General features: G+C 70.4%; 24 protein-coding genes. 19 read left to right on the forward strand and 5 right to left on the reverse strand.

Annotated elements, in window-relative coordinates; all coding sequences use genetic code 11:
- Positions 1-7: 7 nt before the first annotated feature.
- Entirely contained in the window at positions 8-799 is a 792-nt protein-coding gene (locus ABZ823_RS12780; protein ID WP_361657850.1) for an AAC(3) family N-acetyltransferase, read from the reverse strand.
- Between the two features lie 161 nt (positions 800-960).
- On the opposite strand from ABZ823_RS12780, the gene ABZ823_RS12785 reads away from it, so the two are divergent.
- The 12 genes from ABZ823_RS12785 to ABZ823_RS12840 all read left to right on the forward strand — a co-directional run bounded on the left by ABZ823_RS12785 (position 961) and on the right by ABZ823_RS12840 (position 10,818).
- Positions 961-1,731 carry a metalloregulator ArsR/SmtB family transcription factor gene (locus ABZ823_RS12785; protein ID WP_361657853.1) on the forward strand — a complete coding sequence of 257 codons (771 nt, stop codon included), beginning with the start codon at positions 961-963 and terminating at the stop codon, positions 1,729-1,731.
- A complete protein-coding gene (gene sufB / locus ABZ823_RS12790) occupies positions 1,728-3,149 on the forward strand; it encodes a Fe-S cluster assembly protein SufB (protein ID WP_361657855.1) in 1,422 nt (473 codons plus the stop codon). The genes ABZ823_RS12785 and sufB overlap by 4 nt, the downstream gene beginning before the upstream one ends.
- A 61-nt stretch (positions 3,150-3,210) precedes the next feature.
- The gene (gene sufD / locus ABZ823_RS12795) at positions 3,211-4,431 is read left to right on the forward strand and encodes a Fe-S cluster assembly protein SufD (protein WP_361657857.1); all 1,221 of its coding nucleotides are present in this window, start codon (positions 3,211-3,213) and stop codon (positions 4,429-4,431) included.
- Positions 4,428-4,757, forward strand: a complete 330-nt coding sequence (locus ABZ823_RS12800) for a non-heme iron oxygenase ferredoxin subunit (RefSeq protein ID WP_361657860.1) — start codon at positions 4,428-4,430, stop codon at positions 4,755-4,757. Before sufD ends, ABZ823_RS12800 begins: the two co-directional genes overlap by 4 nt.
- Positions 4,758-4,764: 7 nt before the next feature.
- On the forward strand, positions 4,765-5,529 hold the full coding sequence (sufC, locus tag ABZ823_RS12805) for a Fe-S cluster assembly ATPase SufC (protein WP_361657863.1): 765 nt from the start codon (positions 4,765-4,767) through the stop codon (positions 5,527-5,529).
- Entirely contained in the window at positions 5,526-6,782 is a 1,257-nt protein-coding gene (locus tag ABZ823_RS12810) for a cysteine desulfurase (RefSeq protein WP_361657866.1), read from the forward strand. Before sufC ends, ABZ823_RS12810 begins: the two co-directional genes overlap by 4 nt.
- An 18-nt stretch (positions 6,783-6,800) precedes the next feature.
- Positions 6,801-7,268, forward strand: coding sequence for a Fe-S cluster assembly sulfur transfer protein SufU (gene sufU, locus ABZ823_RS12815; protein ID WP_361657869.1), 468 nt, complete (start codon positions 6,801-6,803; stop codon positions 7,266-7,268).
- Entirely contained in the window at positions 7,265-7,600 is a 336-nt protein-coding gene (locus ABZ823_RS12820; RefSeq protein ID WP_234516749.1) for a metal-sulfur cluster assembly factor, read from the forward strand. The genes sufU and ABZ823_RS12820 overlap by 4 nt, the downstream gene beginning before the upstream one ends.
- Before the next feature lie 267 nt (positions 7,601-7,867).
- The gene (locus ABZ823_RS12825; protein WP_361658207.1) at positions 7,868-8,188 is read left to right on the forward strand and encodes a multidrug efflux SMR transporter; all 321 of its coding nucleotides are present in this window, start codon (positions 7,868-7,870) and stop codon (positions 8,186-8,188) included.
- On the forward strand, positions 8,188-8,724 hold the full coding sequence (locus ABZ823_RS12830; RefSeq protein WP_361657872.1) for a TetR family transcriptional regulator: 537 nt from the start codon (positions 8,188-8,190) through the stop codon (positions 8,722-8,724). The genes ABZ823_RS12825 and ABZ823_RS12830 overlap by 1 nt, the downstream gene beginning before the upstream one ends.
- Before the next feature lie 98 nt (positions 8,725-8,822).
- Entirely contained in the window at positions 8,823-9,812 is a 990-nt protein-coding gene (dapD, locus tag ABZ823_RS12835) for a 2,3,4,5-tetrahydropyridine-2,6-dicarboxylate N-succinyltransferase (RefSeq protein WP_361657875.1), read from the forward strand.
- A gap of 685 nt (positions 9,813-10,497) precedes the next feature.
- Entirely contained in the window at positions 10,498-10,818 is a 321-nt protein-coding gene (locus ABZ823_RS12840) for a hypothetical protein (RefSeq protein ID WP_361657878.1), read from the forward strand.
- A gap of 334 nt (positions 10,819-11,152) precedes the next feature.
- On the opposite strand, the gene ABZ823_RS12845 is transcribed toward ABZ823_RS12840, so the two are convergent.
- Positions 11,153-11,656: a hypothetical protein gene (locus ABZ823_RS12845; protein ID WP_361657881.1), complete on the reverse strand. Its 504-nt coding sequence runs from the start codon at positions 11,654-11,656 to the stop codon at positions 11,153-11,155.
- Between the two features lie 141 nt (positions 11,657-11,797).
- Positions 11,798-12,700, reverse strand: a complete 903-nt coding sequence (gene dapA, locus ABZ823_RS12850) for a 4-hydroxy-tetrahydrodipicolinate synthase (protein ID WP_361657884.1) — start codon at positions 12,698-12,700, stop codon at positions 11,798-11,800.
- A 210-nt stretch (positions 12,701-12,910) separates the two neighbouring features.
- On the opposite strand from dapA, the gene ABZ823_RS12855 reads away from it, so the two are divergent.
- The 4 genes from ABZ823_RS12855 to ABZ823_RS12870 all read left to right on the forward strand — a co-directional run bounded on the left by ABZ823_RS12855 (position 12,911) and on the right by ABZ823_RS12870 (position 15,255).
- A complete protein-coding gene (locus tag ABZ823_RS12855; protein ID WP_361657887.1) occupies positions 12,911-13,051 on the forward strand; it encodes a hypothetical protein in 141 nt (46 codons plus the stop codon).
- On the forward strand, positions 13,048-13,713 hold the full coding sequence (locus ABZ823_RS12860) for a hypothetical protein (protein WP_361657890.1): 666 nt from the start codon (positions 13,048-13,050) through the stop codon (positions 13,711-13,713). Before ABZ823_RS12855 ends, ABZ823_RS12860 begins: the two co-directional genes overlap by 4 nt.
- 139 nt (positions 13,714-13,852) lie before the next feature.
- Positions 13,853-14,494: a helix-turn-helix domain-containing protein gene (locus ABZ823_RS12865; RefSeq protein ID WP_361657892.1), complete on the forward strand. Its 642-nt coding sequence runs from the start codon at positions 13,853-13,855 to the stop codon at positions 14,492-14,494.
- A 26-nt stretch (positions 14,495-14,520) separates the two neighbouring features.
- Positions 14,521-15,255, forward strand: coding sequence for an SRPBCC domain-containing protein (locus ABZ823_RS12870; protein WP_361657895.1), 735 nt, complete (start codon positions 14,521-14,523; stop codon positions 15,253-15,255).
- 25 nt (positions 15,256-15,280) lie between these two features.
- Here ABZ823_RS12870 and ABZ823_RS12875 read toward each other — a convergent pair whose 3' ends face one another.
- The gene (locus ABZ823_RS12875; RefSeq protein WP_361657897.1) at positions 15,281-17,107 is read right to left on the reverse strand and encodes an endonuclease/exonuclease/phosphatase family protein; all 1,827 of its coding nucleotides are present in this window, start codon (positions 17,105-17,107) and stop codon (positions 15,281-15,283) included.
- Between the two features lie 343 nt (positions 17,108-17,450).
- Between ABZ823_RS12875 and ABZ823_RS12880 the strand changes: the two genes are divergently transcribed.
- The 3 genes from ABZ823_RS12880 (at position 17,451) to ABZ823_RS12890 (ending at position 21,117) form a co-directional block, all read left to right on the forward strand.
- Positions 17,451-18,878: a hypothetical protein gene (locus tag ABZ823_RS12880; RefSeq protein ID WP_361657900.1), complete on the forward strand. Its 1,428-nt coding sequence runs from the start codon at positions 17,451-17,453 to the stop codon at positions 18,876-18,878.
- A 446-nt stretch (positions 18,879-19,324) separates the two neighbouring features.
- A complete protein-coding gene (locus tag ABZ823_RS12885; RefSeq protein ID WP_361657903.1) occupies positions 19,325-20,773 on the forward strand; it encodes an alkaline phosphatase PhoX in 1,449 nt (482 codons plus the stop codon).
- Positions 20,774-20,883: 110 nt separating this feature from the next.
- Positions 20,884-21,117, forward strand: coding sequence for a hypothetical protein (locus tag ABZ823_RS12890; protein ID WP_361657906.1), 234 nt, complete (start codon positions 20,884-20,886; stop codon positions 21,115-21,117).
- Here the strand turns inward: ABZ823_RS12890 and ABZ823_RS12895 are convergent, their stop codons facing one another.
- Positions 21,118-21,639 (reverse strand): nuclear transport factor 2 family protein, encoded by a 522-nt coding sequence (locus ABZ823_RS12895; RefSeq protein ID WP_361658209.1) that lies wholly within the window; start codon positions 21,637-21,639, stop codon positions 21,118-21,120.
- Between the last annotated feature and the right edge of the window lie 91 nt (positions 21,640-21,730).

Here is a 21,730-nt window from a genome sequence, read left to right on the forward strand (position 1 = left end):
CCGAAAACTACTCGTCGCGTGGCCGGTGCACGGCCAGCCACCTTTGCGCGTAGCCCACCGCGTCCGCCACGGGGAAGAGCCGTGCCTCTGCCGCGCCCACCGTCCCGCGGACCACCGGACGGTCCCGCTCGAAGTCGCGGCCCAGCTCGTCGAACCGCTCGGAGGTGATCGAGACCTCGGTCACCACCTCCCAGCCGTCCGGTCCGGGGCGACCCACCCGGACCAGGGAGGACGGGATCCGGTACTCGGCCAGATGGAAGCTCGTGCACGTGTCGTAGCCCGTGCCCAGCAGGAGGACCCGGGCGGCCATCGCCTCCAGTCGGGCCAGCGGGCTCCGCTCGCCGAGGCGGCAGTCGGTGGCGTGTCCGGCGACGACATCCGCCGCCCGCGCTCCGACGGCCGCGAACGAGGTCTGCGGATGCGCGCTGCGCAGGGCCCCCGGCCATCTGCGGACGGTCTCGGGTATCACGCCGACTCCGCGCGAGGGGGTGACGAGCGGGTCGTAGGCGGGCATCGTGGCGCGGATCGTGTCCCACCATTCCTCGGGTACCGGCGGACGGGCCCACAACGCCGGGTCCGAGAGGTCACCCGACTGGCTGGGAACGACCAGCGTGCCGTCCGGTCCGAGCGCGTCGAGGAGTGCTGCGACGACCGCGACGGCGCCTCCGCAGACCCAGCCGAGCGCGCTGAGCGAGGAGTGCACGAGGAGCGTCTCGCCGGGTTCGACGCCGAGCGTGCGCAGCTGGGTGACCACCGTGTCCCGGGTGACAAGAGGGCCGGTGGGAGGGGGTGTGGGCACGGTCCGGAAGTCTTCCGGAGGCCACTTCGGACTGCCACCGATTTGATCGATCGGAGATCGTTCACGCAGGTCAGCTTAGGTATGCCTAAGTGATGCACCGCACCGGCGGCCCGTTCGGGCGGCGCTTGTCAGGCTCCGAGGAATTACGCAACAATGGCGTTGTGAAAAACGTCGGCGAGGCTCGGGAGGCCCCCACGGGCACTCCTCAGGAGGAACTCGCGACCGGGGAGCGCTCCACGCGCAACCGGGTCGCGCGATCCATCCTGGACCACGGCCCGTCGACCGTCGCCGAGCTGGCCGGAAGGCTGGGACTCACTCAGGCGGCCGTACGGCGCCACCTGGACGCCCTGGTCGCGGACGACGTCGTCCAGCCGCGTGAGCAGCGCGTGTACGGCGCGCGTACGCGAGGCCGCCCCGCCAAGGTCTTCGCGCTCACCGACTGCGGCCGGGACGCCTTCGACCAGTCGTACGACAAGCTCGCCGCGGACGCGCTGCGCTGGATCAGGGAGCAGTTCGGCGGGGACGAGGCCGTCGTCGCCTTCGCGCGCGCCAGGATCACCGAGCAGGCGACCGCCTACCGCCGGGCCATCGAGGCCGCCGACCCCGATCAGCGGACCGAAGCACTGGCCAAGGCCCTGAGCGCGGACGGGTACGCTGCTACGGCGCGCAGCGCACCGGTCGGCGAACAGCTCTGCCAGCACCACTGCCCGGTCGCCCACGTCGCGGAGAAGTTCCCTCAGCTGTGCGAGGTCGAGACGGAGATCTTCTCCGAGCTGCTCGGCACGCATGTGCAGCGACTGGCGACGATCGCGCACGGCGACGGCGTCTGTACGACGTTCATCCCCAAAGCGCCCCGGGCGACCAAAGCCTCAAAGATTTCCGAGACCACCCACAACGCATCTGCCAGCACGGCCGGGAGGAACCCCGCATGACTCTCCCCACGGAGACTGCCCACCCCGAACTCGAGGGCCTGGGCAAGTACGAATACGGCTGGGCCGACTCGGACGAGGCCGGTGCCGCGGCGAAGCGCGGTCTGAGCGAAGCCGTCGTCCGTGACATCTCGGGCAAGAAGTCCGAGCCGGAGTGGATGACCAAGCTGCGCCTCAAGGGTCTGCGGCTCTTCGAGAAGAAGCCCATGCCGAACTGGGGCTCGGACCTGTCGGGCATCGACTTCGACAACATCAAGTACTTCGTGCGCTCCACGGAGAAGCAGGCGGAGTCCTGGGAGGACCTGCCCGAGGACATCAAGAACACGTACGACAAGCTCGGCATCCCCGAGGCGGAGAAGCAGCGCCTCGTGGCCGGTGTGGCGGCCCAGTACGAGTCGGAGGTCGTCTACCACCAGATCCGCGAGGACCTGGAGGAGCAGGGCGTCATCTTCCTCGACACCGACACCGCGCTCAAGGAGCACCCGGAGCTCTTCAAGGAGTACTTCGGCACGGTCATCCCGGCCGGTGACAACAAGTTCGCCGCGCTGAACACCGCCGTGTGGTCGGGTGGCTCCTTCATCTACGTGCCGAAGGGCGTGCACGTGGAGATCCCGCTCCAGGCCTACTTCCGCATCAACACGGAGAACATGGGCCAGTTCGAGCGGACCCTGATCATCGTCGACGAGGGTGCCTACGTGCACTACGTCGAGGGATGCACGGCCCCGATCTACAAGTCGGACTCGCTGCACTCCGCGGTCGTCGAGATCATCGTCAAGAAGAACGCCCGCTGCCGCTACACGACCATCCAGAACTGGTCGAACAACGTCTACAACCTGGTCACCAAGCGCGCCGTGGCCTACGAGGGCGCGACCATGGAGTGGATCGACGGCAACATCGGCTCCAAGGTGACGATGAAGTACCCCGCCGTCTACCTCATGGGCGAGCACGCCAAGGGCGAGACGCTCTCCATCGCCTTCGCCGGCGAGGGCCAGCACCAGGACGCGGGCGCCAAGATGGTCCACATGGCGCCGAACACCTCGTCCAACATCGTCTCCAAGTCGGTGGCGCGCGGTGGCGGCCGTACCTCCTACCGTGGTCTCATCGAGATCGGCGAGGGTGCCTCGGGCGCCAAGTCGAACGTGCTCTGCGACGCCCTGCTCGTCGACACGATCTCCCGGTCGGACACGTACCCGTACGTGGACGTCCGTGAGGACGACGTCTCCATGGGCCACGAGGCCACCGTCTCCAAGGTCTCCGAGGACCAGCTCTTCTACCTGATGAGCCGTGGCCTGTCCGAGGAAGAGGCGATGGCGATGATCGTGCGCGGCTTCGTCGAGCCGATCGCCAAGGAGCTGCCCATGGAGTACGCGCTGGAGCTCAACCGGCTGATCGAGCTGCAGATGGAGGGCGCGGTCGGTTAGTCACCGGTCCGCCCCGAAGCAGCACGCAGAATCGACGTAGGAAGAGAGCACAACGACAGCCATGGCTGAGGCCCCCAACTCCCCCACTCCCAACTCCGTTCGAGCGGGGGGACCCCCACCGCTGGGGTCGACCACCGCGGGCTCGATCGCGGTCGCCGCGGAGTCGACCGTCGTCTCGCGCATGAGCGCGCCCCCCTCCTTCGACGTGGCGGACTTCCCGGTGCCGCACGGCCGTGAGGAGGAGTGGCGGTTCACCCCGCTGGAGCGCCTGCGCGGCCTGCACGACGGCACCGCCGTCGCGAACGGTGACGGCGTGAAGGTCGACGTCCAGGCCCCGGAGGGTGTCATCGTCGAGGCCGTCGGCCGTGACGACGCGCGCCTCGGCAAGGCGGGCACCCCCGTGGACCGCGTCGCCGCCCAGGCGTACTCCGCCTTCGAGAAGGCCTCGGTCGTGACCGTCCCTAAGGAGACCGTCCTCACCGAGCCGATCCGCATCGCGGTGCACGGCGAGGGCGGGACCGCCTTCGGTCACCAGGTGGTCGAGCTGGGCACCTTCGCCGAGGCCGTCGTGGTCATCGACCACACCGGTGACGCGGTGCTCGCCGCCAATGTCGACTACATCCTCGGTGACGGCGCCAAGCTGACCGTCGTCTCGGTCCAGGACTGGGACGACAAGGCCGTCCACGTGGCCCAGCACAACGCGCTGGTCGGCCGGGACGCCTCCTTCAAGTCCGTGGTCGTGACCTTCGGCGGCGACGTGGTCCGCCTGCACCCGCGCGTGACGTACGCCGGTTCCGGCGGCGAGGCGGAGCTGTACGGCCTGTACTTCACCGACGCCGGCCAGCACCAGGAGCACCGCCTGCTGGTCACCCACAACACCCCGCACTGCAAGTCGAACGTCGCCTACAAGGGCGCGCTCCAGGGCGACAACGCGCACGCCGTGTGGATCGGTGACGTGCTCATCGAGGCCAAGGCCGAGGGCACGGACACGTATGAGATGAACCGCAACCTCGTGCTGACGGACGGCGCCCGCGTCGACTCGGTCCCCAACCTGGAGATCGAGACCGGCGAGATCGTCGGCGCCGGCCACGCCAGCGCCACCGGCCGCTTCGACGACGAGCAGCTCTTCTACCTGATGGCCCGCGGTATCCCGGAGCACGAGGCCCGCCGTCTGGTGGTCCGCGGCTTCTTCGCCGAGCTGGTACAGCAGATCGGTGTCGCGGACATCGAGGAGCGGCTGATCGCCAAGATCGAAGAGGAGCTGGAGGCGTCGGTCGCATGACTGACTCGTCGAAGTTCGTACGCGTCTGTGGCCTGAGCGAGCTGGAGGAGGACACCCCGAGGCGGGTGGAAGTCGACGGCACGCCGATCTCCGTCGTGAAGACCGAGGGCGAGGTGTTCGCGATCAACGACATCTGCTCGCACGCGAACGTCTCCCTGTCCGAGGGCGAGGTCGACGACTGCCACATCGAGTGCTGGCTGCACGGCTCGCGCTTCGACCTCCGTTCCGGCAAGCCCGACGCCCTTCCCGCGACGCGCCCCGTCCCCGTATACCCCGTAAAGATCGAAGGGGACGATGTGCTCGTCTCCCTCACCCAGGAGTCCTGAGGCACCCATGGCAACGCTTGAAATCCGAGACCTGCACGTCACCGTCGAGGCCGACAACGCCACGAAGGAAATCCTCAAGGGCGTCGACCTCACCGTGAAGCAGGGCGAGACGCACGCCATCATGGGCCCCAACGGCTCGGGCAAGTCGACCCTCGCCTACTCCCTCGCGGGTCACCCGAAGTACACGATCACCAGCGGCGCCGTGCTGCTCGACGGCGAGGACGTCCTGGAGATGTCCGTCGACGAGCGCGCCCGCGCGGGCCTGTTCCTGGCGATGCAGTACCCGGTCGAGGTCCCCGGCGTCTCCGTCTCCAACTTCCTGCGCACCTCCGCCACCGCGATCCGCGGCGAGGCCCCCAAGCTGCGCACCTGGGTGAAGGAGGTCAAGGAGACCATGGAGCGTCTCCACATCGACCCCTCCTTCGCCGAGCGCAACGTGAACGAGGGCTTCTCCGGCGGTGAGAAGAAGCGCCACGAGATCCTCCAGCTTGAGCTGCTCAAGCCGAAGATCGCGATCCTCGACGAGACGGACTCCGGCCTGGACGTCGACGCGCTGCGCATCGTCTCCGAGGGCGTCAACCGTGTCCGCGAGACCGGCGAGGTCGGCACCATGCTGATCACGCACTACACGCGCATCCTGCGCTACATCAAGCCCGACCACGTCCATGTGTTCGCCAACGGCCGGATCGTCGAGTCCGGTGGCCCGGAGCTCGCGGACAAGCTGGAGAACGAGGGCTACGAGGCATACGTGAAGGGTGGCGCATCCGCGTGACACAGCTGCCGGGCCTCCTCGACACCGAGGCGATCCGCAAGGACTTCCCCGTTCTGGACCGTCTGGTCCACGACGGCAAGAAGCTCGTGTACCTGGACAACGCGGCGACCTCGCAGAAGCCGCGCCAGGTGCTGGACGTCCTCAGCGAGTACTACGAGCGCTACAACGCCAACGTCCACCGCGGTGTGCATGTGCTCGCCGAGGAGGCCACGGCGCTGTACGAGGGCGCGCGTGACAAGGTCGCCGAGTTCATCAACGCGCCGAGCCGCGACGAGGTCATCTTCACCAAGAACGCCTCCGAGTCGCTCAACCTCGTGGCGAACATGCTGGGCTGGGCCGACGAGCCCTACCGGGTGGACCACGACACCGAGATCGTCATCACGGAGATGGAGCACCACTCCAACATCGTGCCGTGGCAGCTGCTCGCGCAGCGCACGGGCGCGAAGCTGAAGTGGTTCGGCCTCACCGACGACGGCCGGCTCGACCTGTCGAACATCGACGAGATCATCACGGAGAAGACGAAGATCGTCTCCTTCGTGCTGGTGTCCAACATCCTCGGCACGGTCAACCCGGTCGAGGCGATAGTCCGCCGGGCGCAGGAAGTCGGCGCGCTGGTCTGTGTCGACGCCTCCCAGGCCGCACCGCACATGCCGCTGGACGTCCAGGCCCTCCAGGCCGACTTCGTGGCCTTCACCGGCCACAAGATGTGCGGTCCGACGGGTATCGGCGTCCTCTGGGGCCGCCAGGAGCTGCTGGAGGACCTTCCTCCGTTCCTCGGCGGCGGCGAGATGATCGAGACGGTGTCGATGCACTCGTCGACGTACGCTCCCGCCCCGCACAAGTTCGAGGCGGGCACCCCGCCGATCGCCCAGGCGGTCGGTCTGGGCGCTGCGATCGACTACCTGACCTCGATCGGCATGGACAAGATCCTCGCCCATGAGCACGCGCTCACCGAGTACGCGGTGAAGCGGCTGGGCGAGGTGCCCGACTTGAAGATCATCGGCCCCACCACGGCCGAGGAGCGGGGCGCGGCGATCTCCTTCACGCTCGGCGACATCCACCCCCACGACGTGGGCCAGGTCCTCGACGAGCAGGGCATCGCGGTGCGCGTGGGTCACCACTGCGCGCGGCCCGTGTGCCTCCGCTACGGAATTCCTGCGACCACGCGAGCGTCCTTCTATCTGTACTCCACGCCGACCGAGATCGACGCACTGGTCGAGGGGCTGGAGCACGTACGGAACTTCTTCGGCTGAAGGGCGTGAGCTGAGACCGTGAAGCTGGACTCGATGTACCAGGAAGTCATCCTGGACCACTACAAGAACCCGCACGGGCGTGGTCTTCGGGATGGCGACGCCGAGGTGCACCACGTGAATCCGACCTGCGGCGACGAGATCACGCTGCGCGTGAAGTACGACGGTACGACGATCAAGGACGTCTCGTACGAGGGCCAGGGCTGCTCCATCAGCCAGGCCTCGGCCTCCGTGCTGAACGAACTCCTCGTCGGCAAGGACCTGGCCGAGGCGCAGAAGGTCCAGGAGACCTTCCTGGAGCTGATGCAGTCCAAGGGCAAGATCGAGCCCGACGACGCGATGGAGGACATCCTGGAGGACGCGGTCGCGTTCGCGGGTGTCTCCAAGTACCCGGCACGGGTCAAGTGCGCCCTCCTGAGCTGGATGGCGTGGAAGGACGCGACGGCCCAGGCGCTGGGCGGAGCCGACGCCGAAAGGAAGACGGCATGAGCGACACCGTGGAGATGAAGCCGGCCTCGGAGGAGGAGCTCCGCGAGGCCCTGATGGACGTCGTCGACCCCGAGCTGGGCATCGACGTCGTCAACCTCGGCCTGATCTACGGCATCCACATCGACGAGGCGGCGAACATCGCCACCGTCGACATGACCCTGACCTCCGCGGCCTGCCCGCTGACGGACGTCATCGAGGACCAGGCCAAGTCCGCCACGGACGGTCTCGTGAGCGAGCTGCGGATCAACTGGGTCTGGATGCCGCCGTGGGGTCCCGACAAGATCACGGACGATGGCCGCGAGCAGCTGCGGGCGCTCGGCTTCAACGTCTGAGACCCCTGGCCTTCCCCGGCTGTGAGGAAACGGCGACGCCCGACGGGCGTCGCCGTTTCTCGTGCGCTGTCTCTGCGACGCGACGTCGCAGGCGGAGGCCATGCCGCTCTTCGCGCTCGGCGCCGCCACGGCGGCGGCGGGCAGCGAGAAGCCGAGCCGGTCCGCCGGGCCCCTCAGCGCGGCCGCGGCCGACCCGGCCGGGGGCACGCGGAAGGGCGGCGGACCGCTTGTGTACAGGTGTACACATCGATGCGTACGCTCGTCCATATGGGATACGCGTTCCTCGCGGGGGCCATCGCCGCGGAAGTCGTCGCCACCACCGCCATGAAGTACAGCGAGGGCTTCAGCAGGCTGGGGCCCTCCCTGCTGACGCTCCTCGGCTACGTCGTCTCCTTCACGCTGCTCGCACGGACTCTCAAAACCGTGTCGATCGGCACGGCCTATGCGATCTGGTCGGGGGTCGGCACCGCGACCGTCGCCGCGATCGGACTGGTCCTCTTCGGCGAGGGCCTGGGCCTTGCCAAGATCGCCGGGATCGTGCTGATCGTCGGCGGTGTGGTGGTCCTGAACCTGGGAGGTGCTCACTGATGCCCCGGCGCTACGACCCCGAGCGGCGGCAGCGCATCGTGGACGCGGCGATCCGGGTGGTGGGGAAGAAGGGCCTGGCCGGACTGAGCCACCGCTCCGTCGCGGCCGAGGCGGACGTACCGCTCGGCTCCACGACGTACCACTTCGCGACCCTCGACGAGCTGACGGTCGCCGCGCTCAGGCAGGCAGGCGAGGGCTTCGCCGAGGTGCTCGCCGCGAGCGGACTGCTGGAGGACACCGGCGGTGACGTCGCCGGTCACCTCGCCCGGGTCCTGGGCGAGTGGCTGGGCGGGGACCGCACGGGGGTCGAGCTCGAGTACGAGCTGTATCTCGCGGCCCTGCGGCGCCCCGTCCTGCGCCCGGTCGCCGCCGAGTGGACGCGGGAGACCGCCGAGCGGCTGACCCGGCGCACCGACCCGGTCACCGCACGGGCGCTGCTCGCGCTGATGGACGGGATCTGTCTGCAAGTGCTGCTGACGGGGGCGCCCTACGACGAGGAGTACGCCAGGGAGACACTGGCGCGGCTACTTCCCTGACCGGGTGTTCCGTGCGTCCGGCCGCACGGACGCCCGGCACATGAGACGGCTCGTTCACGGGTTCGCCCGGGCGCCCCTTGCCACGTTAGGTTTCCCTCATGACCGACACGACTGCTCCCCGCACCACCGGTGCCGTGGCCGCCGGCCTCGCCACCATCGCCGCCGACGGTACCGTCCTCGACACGTGGTTCCCCGCTCCCGAACTGGCCACCGAGCCCGGCCCGTCCGGCACCGAGCGGCTGTCCCCCGAGCGTGCCGTGGAACTGCTCGGCGAAGGCGCCGCGAAGGCGGTCGGCCCGGACGCCCGCCGGGGCGTCGAAGTGGTCGCGGTCCGCACGGTCATCGCGTCCGTCGACGACAAGCCGATCGACGCGCACGACGTCTACCTGCGCCTGCACCTGCTCTCGCACCGTCTGGTCAAGCCCCATGGCCAGAGCCTGGACGGCATGTTCGGCTTCCTCGCCAACGTCGCCTGGACCTCGCTCGGCCCCGTCGCCGTCGACGACATCGAGAAGGTGCGCCTGAACGCCCGCGCCGAGGGCCTCCACCTCCAGGTGACCTCCATCGACAAGTTCCCGCGCATGACGGACTACGTCGTCCCGAAGGGCGTCCGTATCGCCGACGCCGACCGGGTGCGCCTCGGCGCCCACCTCGCCGAGGGCACGACCGTCATGCACGAGGGCTTTGTGAACTTCAACGCCGGGACGCTCGGCACCTCGATGGTCGAGGGCCGCATCTCCGCGGGCGTCGTGGTCGGCGACGGCTCGGACATCGGCGGCGGCGCCTCCACCATGGGCACGCTCTCCGGCGGCGGCAACGTGATCATCTCCATCGGCGAGCGCTGCCTGATCGGCGCGGAGGCGGGCGTCGGCATCGCCCTCGGCGACGAGTGCGTCGTGGAGGCCGGCCTGTACGTCACCGCCGGCACACGGGTGACCATGCCCGACGGCCAGATCGTCAAGGCCCGCGAACTCTCCGGCGCCTCCAACATCCTCTTCCGCCGCAACTCGGTCACGGGCGCGGTCGAGGCCCGGCCGAACAACGCGGTCTGGGGCGGCCTGAACGAGATCCTGCACAGCCACAACTGATCACCGGCGGCCGCGACCTGCGGCCGCGTTGTGGATCAATGTCCTGACCTCCTGCCGAGCCGTCAGCAGTTGTCGGCGTTGGTCACCATCGAGCGCCCTTTCACGGCCCCAGGACGGCCCGGGGGAGGGCGCTCGTGCGTGAGCACCGCATTAGGAGTTCGGTCCGTGCCTGCCTCCGGCTGCGGCCGTCGACTGGCATGACGGCCGGGCAGGAGCATCGCTGTGCGCCCCCGTGCGGGTGTCGTTGATTTCAGCCGTGGATGTCAGACACGCGGTTGCGGTACTTCGAGGCTGTACAGCAGATCCCGGCGGGGTGACTGTTGAACGGCATCTGCTGGTGCGGTTGTTGGACGGTGTCGACGAGGCGTCCGTGGCCGCCCTGGCCGCTGTTCGCAGCGGTGCCGCCTACGTTGTGTGGGACGGGACTCCTCCCGCCGAGTGGCATGCCCGGACCTGTGCGCGCCGACTTCGGCACACGCGGCGGAAGGGGCATCGGGGAGCGGGTCTCCGGTTCCCGTGCGCGCGCCTGACGCCGACACGCCTGGCGCCGGTTCCTGACTCAACACACACCATTGCAAAAGGTGTCTTTGGTCAGAATTCTGACTCAATGTGACAGTTCGGCTGTAAACATTGACGTGTTCGACCAGGCGGGCGCATCAGGCACCTGCCGTGAAAGGAGCACGGAATGCGGGTTTCCCGTTTTGCCGCCGCGCTGGGCGTCGCGGCCGCCGTCCTGCTGGGCGGAGCCACTGGTGCCAGTGCCGCGACCTATGCACCCTCGGTGGTGTCTCATGCCACGCACGACCGTGATCACGACCATGATGACTACGGGCGCGGCGACCGCGAGGGCCGCTGGGGCCACCACCGCGGGGGCAACCACGGCTGGGGCGACCACCGCTGGGGCGACCACCGCTGGGGCGACCACCGCTGGGGCGACCGCCGCTGGGGCGGCCACGGGTGGGGCGACCGGCACGACTGGAGCCACGGCCGCGACGGTCACCGCTGACAGCCCTTGGGTGCCCTTCCGCTGTTGGGGGAGGGCACCCCATCCGCCGACCGCACTTGAAGGTGAGGACGTCGGCTTCCTTGGCGGCACAGTTCCTGTCGTTCGGCAGATAAAGGCCATACCAGGCGTGCCCGGGCCGCCGTCGACCGGGTCCTCCGCAACCCGGACAGCGCCGATGACTGCCCCGAAACGGCCCACGGGCGAGTCGAGTCCCTGACCTGCGTCTCATTCAGAACAGCCGCAACTGGCACGGCCCGAACCAGGCCGTGCGCACGCACACCTGACGCGGGCAGTCCGACGAGCGCTCCGCCACCTCTCGTGGCGGGGCGCTCGTTCATGTCGTCACGGAGGTCGCGAACTGCGTCAGTGCGGTGAAGTCGTCCGGGCGCAGGCCGAGCCGCGGGTTCACGTGGTGTAGCAGCGCCCGCCCCGGGTGGTGGGCGGCGACGTACTCCTCGTCCGCCGGGGTCTGTTCGTCGTCCACCCAGGCGAAGGGGCGGCCCCCGGCGTACGCCACGATCGCCGCGGTCTTCCAGTGCACTGCGTCCGGGCGCAGCGCGAACAGGCCCGCGCCGAAGTCGACGTAGGGCAGCTCCGGCAGGCCGATGACCGGGCCGATCCAGCGGTTCGCGGCGTCCATCCACGTACTTGCCCAACACAGGTCGAACCCCAGGGCCAGCAGCGCGGGGCCGTGCTCGGGATTCAGCCACACGCGCAGGGCCCGCCCCGGATGCAGGGCGACTGTGATCGTCGTATAGCCCGCGGGGCGCCGCTCCGGCTGGGCCGCCCATGGGTTCAGCGGGCCGTCGACGTCGAGGAAGAGCAGGGGCCGGTCCACGCGGCCACCGTACGGCACCGGCCTGGTCACCCTGCACAGCGCCCGTCCCCGCACAGCGGCAAGGTCGTCCCGCCCGGCGGTCGGCGCGCTGGCGGTGGTCTCGCGCCCGGCCCCTGGACACCCGTGCTCGCCCAGCGCTGATCAGCCGGTCATGAGCCGCTCGTACGCCGTCCGCAGCCCGTCGAGCGCCTCGCGGCCGGCGGGCCGCAGCGGTGCGCGGACCGGGCCCGCGGGCAGACCGAGGGCGCCGAGCAGTGCCTTGGCCGTGACCGTGCCGGGCAGGTTCGCCGCCATCATCGCCTCGATGAGCGGGAGGACCCGCTGCTGCAACCGGGCGGCCCCCGCGGTGTCGCCCGCGTCGAACGCGTCCAGCACGGATCGCATCCGGTGCGGGGCGACGTTCGCCACCGTGCTGACGTAGCCCGCGCCGCCCACCGCGTACAGCGCGAGATTGTGCTCGTCGCAGCCGGCGTAGCAGGCCAGGTCCGTCCGGCAGAGCACCTTCTGGATGCCGAGGAAGTCGTGGGAACAGTCCTTGACGGCCACGATCCTGGGATGTTCCGCGAGACGGATCACCGTGTCGGGCTCGATGCGGGTCCCGGTGCGGCCGGGGATGTCGTACAGCGCGAGTGGCAGTCCCGATGCGTCCGCGACCTGACGGAAATGCCATGCGAGGGCGTCCTGGGGGGGCTTGCTGTAGTACGGGCTGACCACCAGCAGGCCGTCCGCACCCGCCTTCTCGGCCTCCCGCGCCAGTTCCACGGTGTGCCGGGTGTCGAAGGTGCCCACGCCCGCCACGAGGGACGCCCGGTCGCCGACCGCCTCCCGGACGGCCACGATGAGGGCCGACTTCTCGGCGTCCGTCGTGGTCGGAGACTCGCCCGTCGTCCCGTTCAGCACCAGTCCGTCGCACCCCTCGGTCACCAGCCGGTCGGCGAGCCGCTGGGCCCCGTCGAGATCGAGCGATCCCTCCTCGGTGAACGGCGTGACCATGGCGCACAGGGCACGGCCGAAGGGCGGGGGCGCGGAGGCTGTCGTCGTCATGGGAGCAGTCATGGGAGCAGTGTCGAGGCGCCGATCGTGAAGGTCTACTTAAATTTCCTACTTGGTATGGGTTAGGGATGCTGATGTTTCCCCCCGCACCCAACGGAGGAGCCAGGGGGGCGGGGAGCGGCGCGGAGTGCCACGCACTGGTGCCAAACCGGACTCAATGGGTCACCATGGGCGGGACGGTAACCAACAGCGGGAGGCGTCATGAGGCTGGGCAAGGCACTCGCCACCGGGGTCGCGGAGGAGCGCCCGGAGGCGCCGGAGGAAGAGTCGGGCCTGAAGGTCACCGAGGTCGTCGAGGACCCCGCGGCGTCCGTTCCCGAAGAGGTTCCGGCCGCCCGATGAGACTGCGGCTCCCCGAGGAACGCCCGACGGAGCCGCCGACCGGATACAAGATCGCCCACCCGGTGCTGTCCCAGGACGGCACCAGGGCGGGGTTCACCGGTGTGTCCCTGGGGGGCGCGCTGCCCTACGGAGCCCTCGACGAGGCCCGGTGTGTGTACGGGCTGCGGCACCGTGCGCCGCACCGCCGCTGCGACTGCGGCTTCCACTGTGTGCACGACCGGGCGGAGGCCGAGGCTCTGTTGTGCGCCGGGGAGCACCGGGCGGCCGTGCTGCTGGAGGTCTCCGTGCTCGGCGCGTACATCCGCTTCGAGCGCGGCTTCCGGTACGCGCGCCAGCGGGTGCGGTCCATGACGGTGGGCTCGTGCGCGTGCGGCGGGGCGGCTGCCGCTCTGGCCGACGCCGGCTGGGGACTCCCGGGCTGGCGCGTGCTCCGGTCGGCATGCGTCAGGTGCGTGCGCGGCCGTATCTCGGTGTCGCTCGCCGCGTTCGCGCGGCTCGCCGGAGAGGGGCTGCGGGTGCGGGCCGGCCAGGGCGTGGCGAGCCGCCCCGCCGACCTCGGCCTCCCGGAGCTGGTCGCCGAGGCGGCCCTGCTCCAGGCGCGGCTCGACTGGTTCCAGAGCCAGCTGGCACGCCTGGAGAAGCGGGGCCCGAAAGCGCAGTAGGACAGCCCGGGCCCTCCGTGAAGCCCTCGTCGGCCGTCCTCCTCCCTCCCGGCAGTACGCGTCCCGGCATCGCCTGCATCCATCTACCGAAAACTTTGACCGTCTGGACAAAAAAAGTTTTCGGTGGGAGGGTGGAGCCATGCTGGACGTGACCGTGATCGAGGACGCCGAAGCCGCAGCCGTATCACTGGACCCCGTGCGGGCCCGGCTGCTGGCCGAGCTGGCGGCCGGGCCCGCGTCGGCCGCCATGCTGGCCGGCCGGATCGGACTGCCCCGGCAGAAGGTGAACTACCACCTGAAGGCCCTGGAACGGCACGGCCTCGTCGAACTGGCCGGCGAGCGCCGCAAGGGCAATGTCACCGAGCGGTTGATGCAGGCCACCGCCGCCTCGTATGTGATCAGCCCCTTGGCGCTGGCCGCCGTGCAGCCGGACCCGGACCGCTTCCGCGACCAGCTCTCCGCCCGATGGCTGCTCGCCCTCGGCGCGCGGCTGGTGCGGGACGTCGGCTCGCTGATCACCGGCGCCACCAAGGCCCAAAAGCGGCTCGCGACGTACGCGCTGGACGGCGAGGTCCGCTTCGCCTCGGCCGCCGACCGCGCCGCGTTCATCCAGGAGCTGACGGCGGGCGTCAGCGCCCTGATCCACAAGTACGACGCCCCGGATGCCGAGAGCGGCCGTGACCACCGGATCGTCGTCGCCGTCCATCCCGCGCTCAAAGAGCAGGCCGCCGGGCCCGAGTCCGGGTCCACCGCATCCCCGGCCGCCGAACTCACCGACTGAACCACTCACTTCGCGCAGGAGCCACCATGTCCAAGGAATTCGAGATCGCCCGCGAGTTCGAGGTCGACGCCACTCCGGAGGAAGTGTGGGAGGCGATCACCCGCGGCACCGGAGGGTATCTGTGGCCGATGGAGCCCCCGGAGCCCCGGGAGGGCGGCAAGGGACCCTTCGGCTCCGAGATCGTCGCCTGGGACCCGCCCCATCGCTACACCAACCGTGTCGAGGACGTGGAGGGCATCTCCCAGCAGACCCTCAACCAGCTCGACCACACCATCGAGCCGCGCGACGAGGGCCGTCGCGCCTGGGTGCGGTACGTGCACAGCGGCATCTTCGTCGACGACTGGGACAACCAGTACGACGGCGCGAGCAAGCACACCGACTTCTATCTGCACACCCTGCGCGAGTACCTGACCCACTTCGCGCCGCGCCCGGTAACCTTCGCGACCCTGAACGGCCCCGAGGCCTCCACCGCGGCCGACGCCTTCACCGCCGTCGCCGGGGCCCTCGGCCTGCCCGAGGACGCCGCCGAGGGAGCCGCCGTCAGCGTCCGGGGTCCCGGCGGGCGGCCCCTGGACGCCGTGCTGGACTTCCGCAACGCGTACTTCATCGGGCTGCGCACCGAGGGCGCCCTGATCCGCTTCTTCGGCCGCAACCACTGGGGTGCCCCCGTGGGCATCAGCGTCCACGACTTCGCCCCGGACGCCGACGCCAAGGCGAACGAACTCGCCTGGCAGCAGTGGCTGGACGGGGTCTACGCCTGACCCCGTCCAGCACGCTCCGCGGGTGCTACGGGCGGAACCGCAGCACCTGCGGGTCGTGGTCGCTGATCTGGTCGTGGAACTCCGAGTTGATGTGCACGCTGTCGTAGTCCAGGTCGCAGCCGCGGCGGATCGACGGGCTCACCAGGATCTGGTCGAGGACCTGGCTGTTGCCCTGGTAGTCGTACGTGTACCGCTCGCTCCTCGGCAGCGACTTGATCGCCGACCACAGCTCGCCGTCACCCTCGAGGATCTTCGTGGTGTCGGAGAACTCGAAGTCGTTCATGTCGCCGAGCGCGATGACCCTGGCATTCTTCTGCGTGTCCAGGATGTCCTTGACGAAGGTGTTCACCTCGGTCGCCTGGAGGTGGCGCTGGGTCTCGGAGCTGCGCGTCGGCGGCTGGTACTGCGCGGTCAGCCCCTGGTCGCCGCCCTTGGAGTTCAGGTGGTTGGCGATCACGAAGACCGTCTTGCCGCGGAAGACGAACTCGCCGACGAGCGGCTTGCGGCTGGACTTCCAGGCGTCGCCGGCCGGGTCGATGCGGCCGGGGGAGACCGTCAGCTGCGCCTTGCCGTGCACCTTGGTGACGCCCACGGCGGTCGTGGAGTCGCCGCCCGGACGGTCGGTGAACGAGACCCGCTCGGGGTTGAACAGGAACACCTGGCGGATGTTGCCGCCCGGCTCGCCGCCGTCCTGGTCGTTGACCGGGTTGATCGAGCGCCACTCGTACCTCGGGCCGCCCGCCGCGACGATCGCGTCGATCAGCTTGGTCACCGTCTGGCTCGCGTCCACCGTGCCGTCGTCCTTGGCACCGTTGTTGTCCTGGATCTCCTCCAGGGACACGATGTCGGGCGACTCGAGGTTGTTCACGATCGCGGAGGCGTGGGCCGCGAAGCTGGTGTCGGACGGGTCCAGGTTCTGCACGTTGTACGTGGCCACGGCCAGCTCGCCGCGCGCCTGCCGGCGAGTCGTCTCGCGCTGGAGGCCCCCGCTCTTCAGAGCGCCGAGCTTGCCCGCGACGAGGGTGTAGCCGCCGTACTGGTTGTAGTCCAGGGGGCCGGTGGTGGTGCCGGTGAGCTCGTCGCCGACGTTCGCGGCCGGGAAGTCGGCGGTCGAGCCGAGGGACTGGACCTGGAGCCGGCCGGTGTTCTGGGACGTGTAGGAGCCGTAGACCGTGCCACCGCGGCGGTTGGCGTGCTCATGCGGCTTCACCGTGACCCACAGCTCGGTGTACGGGTCGGTGGCGGTGACCACGCGCGCGTCGGCGACCTGGACGTTCATGCCCTCCAGGGACTCGTAGTAGTCCAGGGCGTACCGCGTCGGCTCAAGGGTGAGGCCGTTGACCGAGCCGTTCGCGGCCGCGTCGCCCGCCGGGGTGTACTGGGCGGGCACCGACTTCTCGTCCATGACGGTGGGCGCCGGGACGGCGTTGCCGCTGGACACCACCGTCACCGTCGGCTTGGTGATCTCGGTGAGCGACTGGTTCCCTGACGAGGCGCCGCCCGGGACGTACTCGGAGACCGTGCCCGTCACCGTCACCGAGTCGCCCACGGCGACCTTCGGGGTGGAGCTGGTGAAGACGAAGACACCCTCACTGGTGGCCTGGTCGGCGTCCGGGCTCGGGTCCTGCATCCAGAACCCCTTCGACGAGCCGTAGGTCCGGACACCGGTGACGATTCCGGCCACGTCCGTGACCTTCTGGCCCGCGAGCGGCGATATGCGAGTGGTGCCCTGAATGTCATGGATGCGCACGGTGTCCGCATGCGCCGGCGTGATGAGCACCACGCCGGACAGCGTGGAGCAAACGGCGGCGACGGTGAGCGCGGCGAGGCGCGCGGAAGACTTGCTCGGCAACGGGATCCCTCCGGGGACATGCGTGGGCGCCGGGACTTGAGTGGAGCGTGGAGCCGTGGCGGCCGCGACCGGTGGGGCGGTGGCGACGCGCGTAGAAGCGGAGGATGCAGGTGCACGCCGACAGGTGCCGGTGAAAGCCGACCGCATCCCGGTGAACAAGTGTCCGCCGACTTCTACGCGCGTCAATCTCCTGTGTTCTTGGGCCAGTTGTCAAGGTTTCGGCCATGTACGGGGCCTGGCCGGGAGATGAACCGGGCGGCATGGGTGGAAATCCGTCTAGGCTGAGCCGTGTGTTTCGGGGCGCCCCCTCGGTCACTACGCACGTCCCAAGGAGACCCAGCCGATGTCAGACAGCTCGCCCTTGCCGCCGGTCCGACTGCGCTCCGAAGCGGAGCTTGCGCGGGACGCGCTCGCCACTCCGCTGCTTTCCCGCGCCGCCCGGCTCGCCCGCTGGGCCGGGCCGGACACGCGCGTCGGCAGCGGGGGCGAACTCGTCGAGGAACAGCTGCCCGCCGCGGCCGAGGCCCTCGGGCTGACCGGCGAGGACGCCGCCGCCTGCGCCAGCGAGGCCTGGCGGGTCGCCGTCGACACCGGACTCGTCGAGATCGTCGACGAGGAGGAGGGGACGGTCACCCCGGGCGCCGAACTCTCCCTGCTCACCTCCGGAAGCCCGAACGACGTCCTCGGTGTGTGGCTCGGCGCGCTGGAGACCGTGCTCGCCGACGCGAGCGTGCCCGACCTCGACGACCTCGTCGACGCCATGGACGAGGGCGGCGAGATCGACCTCTCCTCCCTCGACTGGGACCCGGAGGCGGAGGCCGAGTTCCTCGACGGCGTCCTCGGCAATCTCTACCTGCTGACGGTCAGCGAGGAGGGGCCCGGTGGCGATCCGGTGCCGCTGCCCGCGCTCGCCGCGTCGATGATCGTGCCCGACGACATGGGCGAACCCACCAACGACGTCCTTGAACAGGTGTCGGACGCCATGATGCGGCTCGACGACCAGTTCCGGATCCTCCGGCCGATCGGCCTCGTCGACTTCCAGCCCGTCGACGAGGCGCTGATGACCGACACCGACGAGGAGCCGGCCGTGCCCGTCGACGAGACGGACGTCAGCCGGTACGGGATGGTACGGCTCACCCCGCTCGGTCTGTACGGGATGCGCGCGCGGCTGCTGGAGGCCGGGATGACGGCTCCCGCGGTCGGGGAACTGGCGGACAAGGGCGCGGACGCGCTGCTCGACGGCACGTCCGTGTTTCCCCCGGCGGCGGCGCAGGCCGAGACCGAGCAGTGGCTGGCCCGCCGTGAACCGCTCGTGGCCGCACGGGAGCTGCTCGCGGCGGCGCGCGGCTCGGACGCCGGCGCGCCGTTGCGCCGGCTGCGCTGTCAGCAGGCGCTGTCCCTGATCGGGCCGGAGGGTGAGCCCGCGCTGCGCGAGGTGCTGGACGACGCGGAACTGGGCGGCCTGGCACGGGTCTGGCTCACCGAGCGGGGGGCGGCCGACGTGCCGGCGCCGCCGGAGTCGATGGTGTTCTGGCTGACCATCGACACCGTGGCCGCGCAGCTGGCGGCGGAGGGCAACTCCGCGGAACTCCGGGGCCTGGTGGAAGGCCTGGCGGCGCAGCACAGAGGCTTCTTCGCCACGGCGTGGCGGGTGGACCACCCGGCGACTCCGGAGGTCCTGGAGGCGATGGGACGCCTGCACCCGGACAAGAAGATGGCCAAGGAGGCCCGTAAGGCGGCCTTCAAGGCGCGCTCGCAGCACGGGGGTTGAGAGCCGACGAGCCGGCGGGGAGCGGCCGCCGCGGAGGTCGTACGTCGTCGGGGCGTCCCGTGGGCGGGCGTGCCGGGGGCGGGTGCTGGGGGCGGGCGTCCCGTGAGCGGGCGTGCCGGGGGCAGGTGTTGCGGGCTGCGTCCTGTGGGCGGCGGGCGTCCTAGGGTCCGGGCTGTCCTGTCGGGCCGGCGCGTCCCGTCAAGGGGCTTGCCTGTAGGCGGACTTGCCGTCGGTGGTCTGACGGGTGCCGCGGACGCGGCGTTGCACGGACCGTCGTTGAGAGGCGTGCCCTCTTCCTGGGCAGTGCTTGGGGGATTCATGGAACAGCGCCCCGGGACGTCGGCCGGTGTTCAACGGGCGTTCAGCCCGGGGCGGGACCGTGTGCGCGGCAATGAGGTCCGCCGAGTCAGATCCCGACCGACTCCTCCCCTTCCACAGGAGACAGCATGTCGCTCACCCGCAGGGACTTCGCCAGACGGTCCGCGCTCACCGGCGCCGGCATCGCCCTGGCCGGCAGCGTCGATGCCCTCGCCACCGCTCCGGGCGCACTCGCCTCCACGGACACCGAGACCGCGGGCGACCAGGGGGAGGAGGGCCGCCACGACGGCCTCGGCTACGGCCCCCTGGTCCCCGACCCGGAGGGCATCCTCGCGCTTCCCGCCGGTTTCTCGTACCGGATCGTCACCTACAGCGGGAAGACCAAGCTGGAGTCCGGCGAGTTCACGCCCTCCAACCACGACGGCACCTCCACCTTCGACGGCCCGCGCGGCGCGACCCTCCTCGTCAACAACCACGAGTTGAAGGGCCCGCGCGCCCACTGGGCGCACCCCGTCCCGCTCACCGAGGGACTCGTCTACGACCCGGCCGCGTCCGGCGGCTGCACCGTCGTCGAGGTCCGCCACGACCATGTCGCCGAGTGGGTCGGCATCGCGGGCACCTCCACCAACTGCGCGGGCGGCAACACCCCGTGGGGCACGTGGCTCACCTGCGAGGAGACCGAGGACAAGGCCGGCCAGAACGGCATGACCAGGGACCACGGCTATGTCTTCGAGGTCGACCCGGAGGACCGCCGTGCCAACCGCGACCCCAAGCCGATCAAGGCGCTGGGCCGCTACGCCCACGAGGCCGTCGTCGTCGACCCCAAGCGCGGCCACCTCTATCTGACCGAGGACGCGTCCGGCCCGAACGGTCTGCTCTACCGCTGGACCCCGCCCGAGGGCTTCCACCACGGCCGCGGCGGGTTGCGCACCCTCGCCGACGACGCGGGCCGCCTCCAGGCCTTCAAGTGCTTCGACTCCGGCGGCCGGTTCGTGGACGACCTCTCCCGGGCCACGAAGACCGGCACGGTCTACGGCGTCGACTGGATCGACGTCCCGGACCGCGATGCCAGGACCGTCTCCGTCCGCAAGCAGTTCGCGTCCGGCGAGATCACCCGCGCCCGCAAGCTGGAGGGTATGTGGTGGGGCGACGGAGGGGCGTACATCGTCGCCTCCTACGCCCGTGAGGAGAGCCCCGTCCAGCACGACGGCCAGGTCTGGTTCTACGACCCCCGGCGCCGCACCCTGACGCTGAAGGTCCTGCTCGGCGTGAACCCGGACCCGGCGAGGGACGGCAACTTCGACGGTCCGGACAACATCACCGTCTCGCCGTACGGCGGTCTGGTCATCGCGGAGGACGGCGAGGGCGTCCAGCACCTCTTCGGCGCCACCGACAGCGGCCGCACGTACCCGATCGCCCGCAACGAGCTGAACATCGGCTCCGCGGAGGAGCCCGCGTACAGCGAGTTCACGGGCGTCACCTTCTCGCCCGACGGAACGACCCTGTTCGCGAACATCCAGGAGCCCGGCATCATGCTGGCCATCACCGGCCCCTGGAAGCGGCACAAGCGCCACTGAGATCCGGCGGCCGCCGCCCGGTCCGGGCCTCGCCCGGACCCCGGCCCGCCCCTCCCCGCAAGGGCCCGCACTCCGGTGCGGGCCCTGTTGCCTGGGCGGGCGGCCCCCCGGTGCGCCTGCGGCCCGCCGTCGTGGCCCGCTGTGTGCGCCTGCGGCCCGCCGTCGTGGCCCGCTGTGTGCGCCTGCGGCCCGCCGTCGTGGCCCGCTGTGTACGCCTGCGGCCCGCCGTCGTGGCCCGCTGTGTGCGCCTGCGGCCCGCCGTCGTGGCCCGCCGTGTGCGCCTGCGGCCCGCCGTGTGCGCCTGCGGCCCGCCGTCGTGGCCCGCCCGCGCCGGGTGGCGCTGATCATCCCGGCCGGCGGCCCTCGAGCAGGGCGGCCACGGCGGGCAGCCGGCCCAGCGCGTGGGCCACGCCGAGACCGTCCATGTAGTCCCGCACGTGTACGAGCGCACCGCCGCGGACGCGCATCACCAGAAGTCCCGGGAACGCGAACGGCTCTCCCGTGGTGGCCACGGTCCCCGTGACGGCGGTCTGCTCGACGGTGATCACCTCGGGGTCGGTGGAGGCGTGGACGGCGACCTCCAGGACCTGCTCGGGCAGCGCCGGGCTTGCGTCCCAGGCGGCCCGGTACCCCGCGCGCACCTCTTCGCGTCCGTGCCATCGGGCGGGCATGCCCGGGAAGAGGAACGGGAACTCATGTACCGCGTCGACCGCGTACAGGGCGGCCAGGTCGTCCGCGGACTTCTCCAGCATCGCGCGACGGTAGCGGGCCAGTATGCCGAGAGGGCCGAGGCCGGCCGGGGGGAGTGGAGGACATGCCGGGGTCCGTTCGGTCGTCGTGGCGAAAGGCGGCCTGTCCCGGGGCAGGCGCGCACCCCGGCGGGACGGAAATAACCGGGGAGTCTCTCCGGTTGGTGCCCGTTAAAGTACGGAACGGGTCCCCGGTTCGCAAGGAGTA

This window comes from Streptomyces sp. NPDC047079, from assembly GCF_040643755.1.
Lineage (GTDB): Bacteria > Actinomycetota > Actinomycetes > Streptomycetales > Streptomycetaceae > Streptomyces.

What these genes read in the sequence shown, in the direction of transcription:
- sufB (WP_361657855.1), top strand. Translation starts at nt 1,728, where the DNA reads ATGACTCTCCCCACGGAGACTGCCCACCCCGAACTCGAGGGCCTGGGC.
- sufD (WP_361657857.1), top strand. Translation starts at nt 3,211, where the DNA reads ATGGCTGAGGCCCCCAACTCCCCCACTCCCAACTCCGTTCGAGCGGGG.
- ABZ823_RS12800 (WP_361657860.1), top strand. Translation starts at nt 4,428, where the DNA reads ATGACTGACTCGTCGAAGTTCGTACGCGTCTGTGGCCTGAGCGAGCTG.
- sufC (WP_361657863.1), top strand. Translation starts at nt 4,765, where the DNA reads ATGGCAACGCTTGAAATCCGAGACCTGCACGTCACCGTCGAGGCCGAC.
- ABZ823_RS12820 (WP_234516749.1), top strand. Translation starts at nt 7,265, where the DNA reads ATGAGCGACACCGTGGAGATGAAGCCGGCCTCGGAGGAGGAGCTCCGC.
- ABZ823_RS12825 (WP_361658207.1), top strand. Translation starts at nt 7,868, where the DNA reads ATGGGATACGCGTTCCTCGCGGGGGCCATCGCCGCGGAAGTCGTCGCC.
- ABZ823_RS12830 (WP_361657872.1), top strand. Translation starts at nt 8,188, where the DNA reads ATGCCCCGGCGCTACGACCCCGAGCGGCGGCAGCGCATCGTGGACGCG.
- dapD (WP_361657875.1), top strand. Translation starts at nt 8,823, where the DNA reads ATGACCGACACGACTGCTCCCCGCACCACCGGTGCCGTGGCCGCCGGC.
- ABZ823_RS12840 (WP_361657878.1), top strand. Translation starts at nt 10,498, where the DNA reads ATGCGGGTTTCCCGTTTTGCCGCCGCGCTGGGCGTCGCGGCCGCCGTC.
- dapA (WP_361657884.1), bottom strand. Translation starts at nt 12,700, where the DNA reads ATGACGACGACAGCCTCCGCGCCCCCGCCCTTCGGCCGTGCCCTGTGC.
- ABZ823_RS12855 (WP_361657887.1), top strand. Translation starts at nt 12,911, where the DNA reads ATGAGGCTGGGCAAGGCACTCGCCACCGGGGTCGCGGAGGAGCGCCCG.
- ABZ823_RS12860 (WP_361657890.1), top strand. Translation starts at nt 13,048, where the DNA reads ATGAGACTGCGGCTCCCCGAGGAACGCCCGACGGAGCCGCCGACCGGA.
- ABZ823_RS12865 (WP_361657892.1), top strand. Translation starts at nt 13,853, where the DNA reads ATGCTGGACGTGACCGTGATCGAGGACGCCGAAGCCGCAGCCGTATCA.
- ABZ823_RS12870 (WP_361657895.1), top strand. Translation starts at nt 14,521, where the DNA reads ATGTCCAAGGAATTCGAGATCGCCCGCGAGTTCGAGGTCGACGCCACT.
- ABZ823_RS12880 (WP_361657900.1), top strand. Translation starts at nt 17,451, where the DNA reads ATGTCAGACAGCTCGCCCTTGCCGCCGGTCCGACTGCGCTCCGAAGCG.
- ABZ823_RS12885 (WP_361657903.1), top strand. Translation starts at nt 19,325, where the DNA reads ATGTCGCTCACCCGCAGGGACTTCGCCAGACGGTCCGCGCTCACCGGC.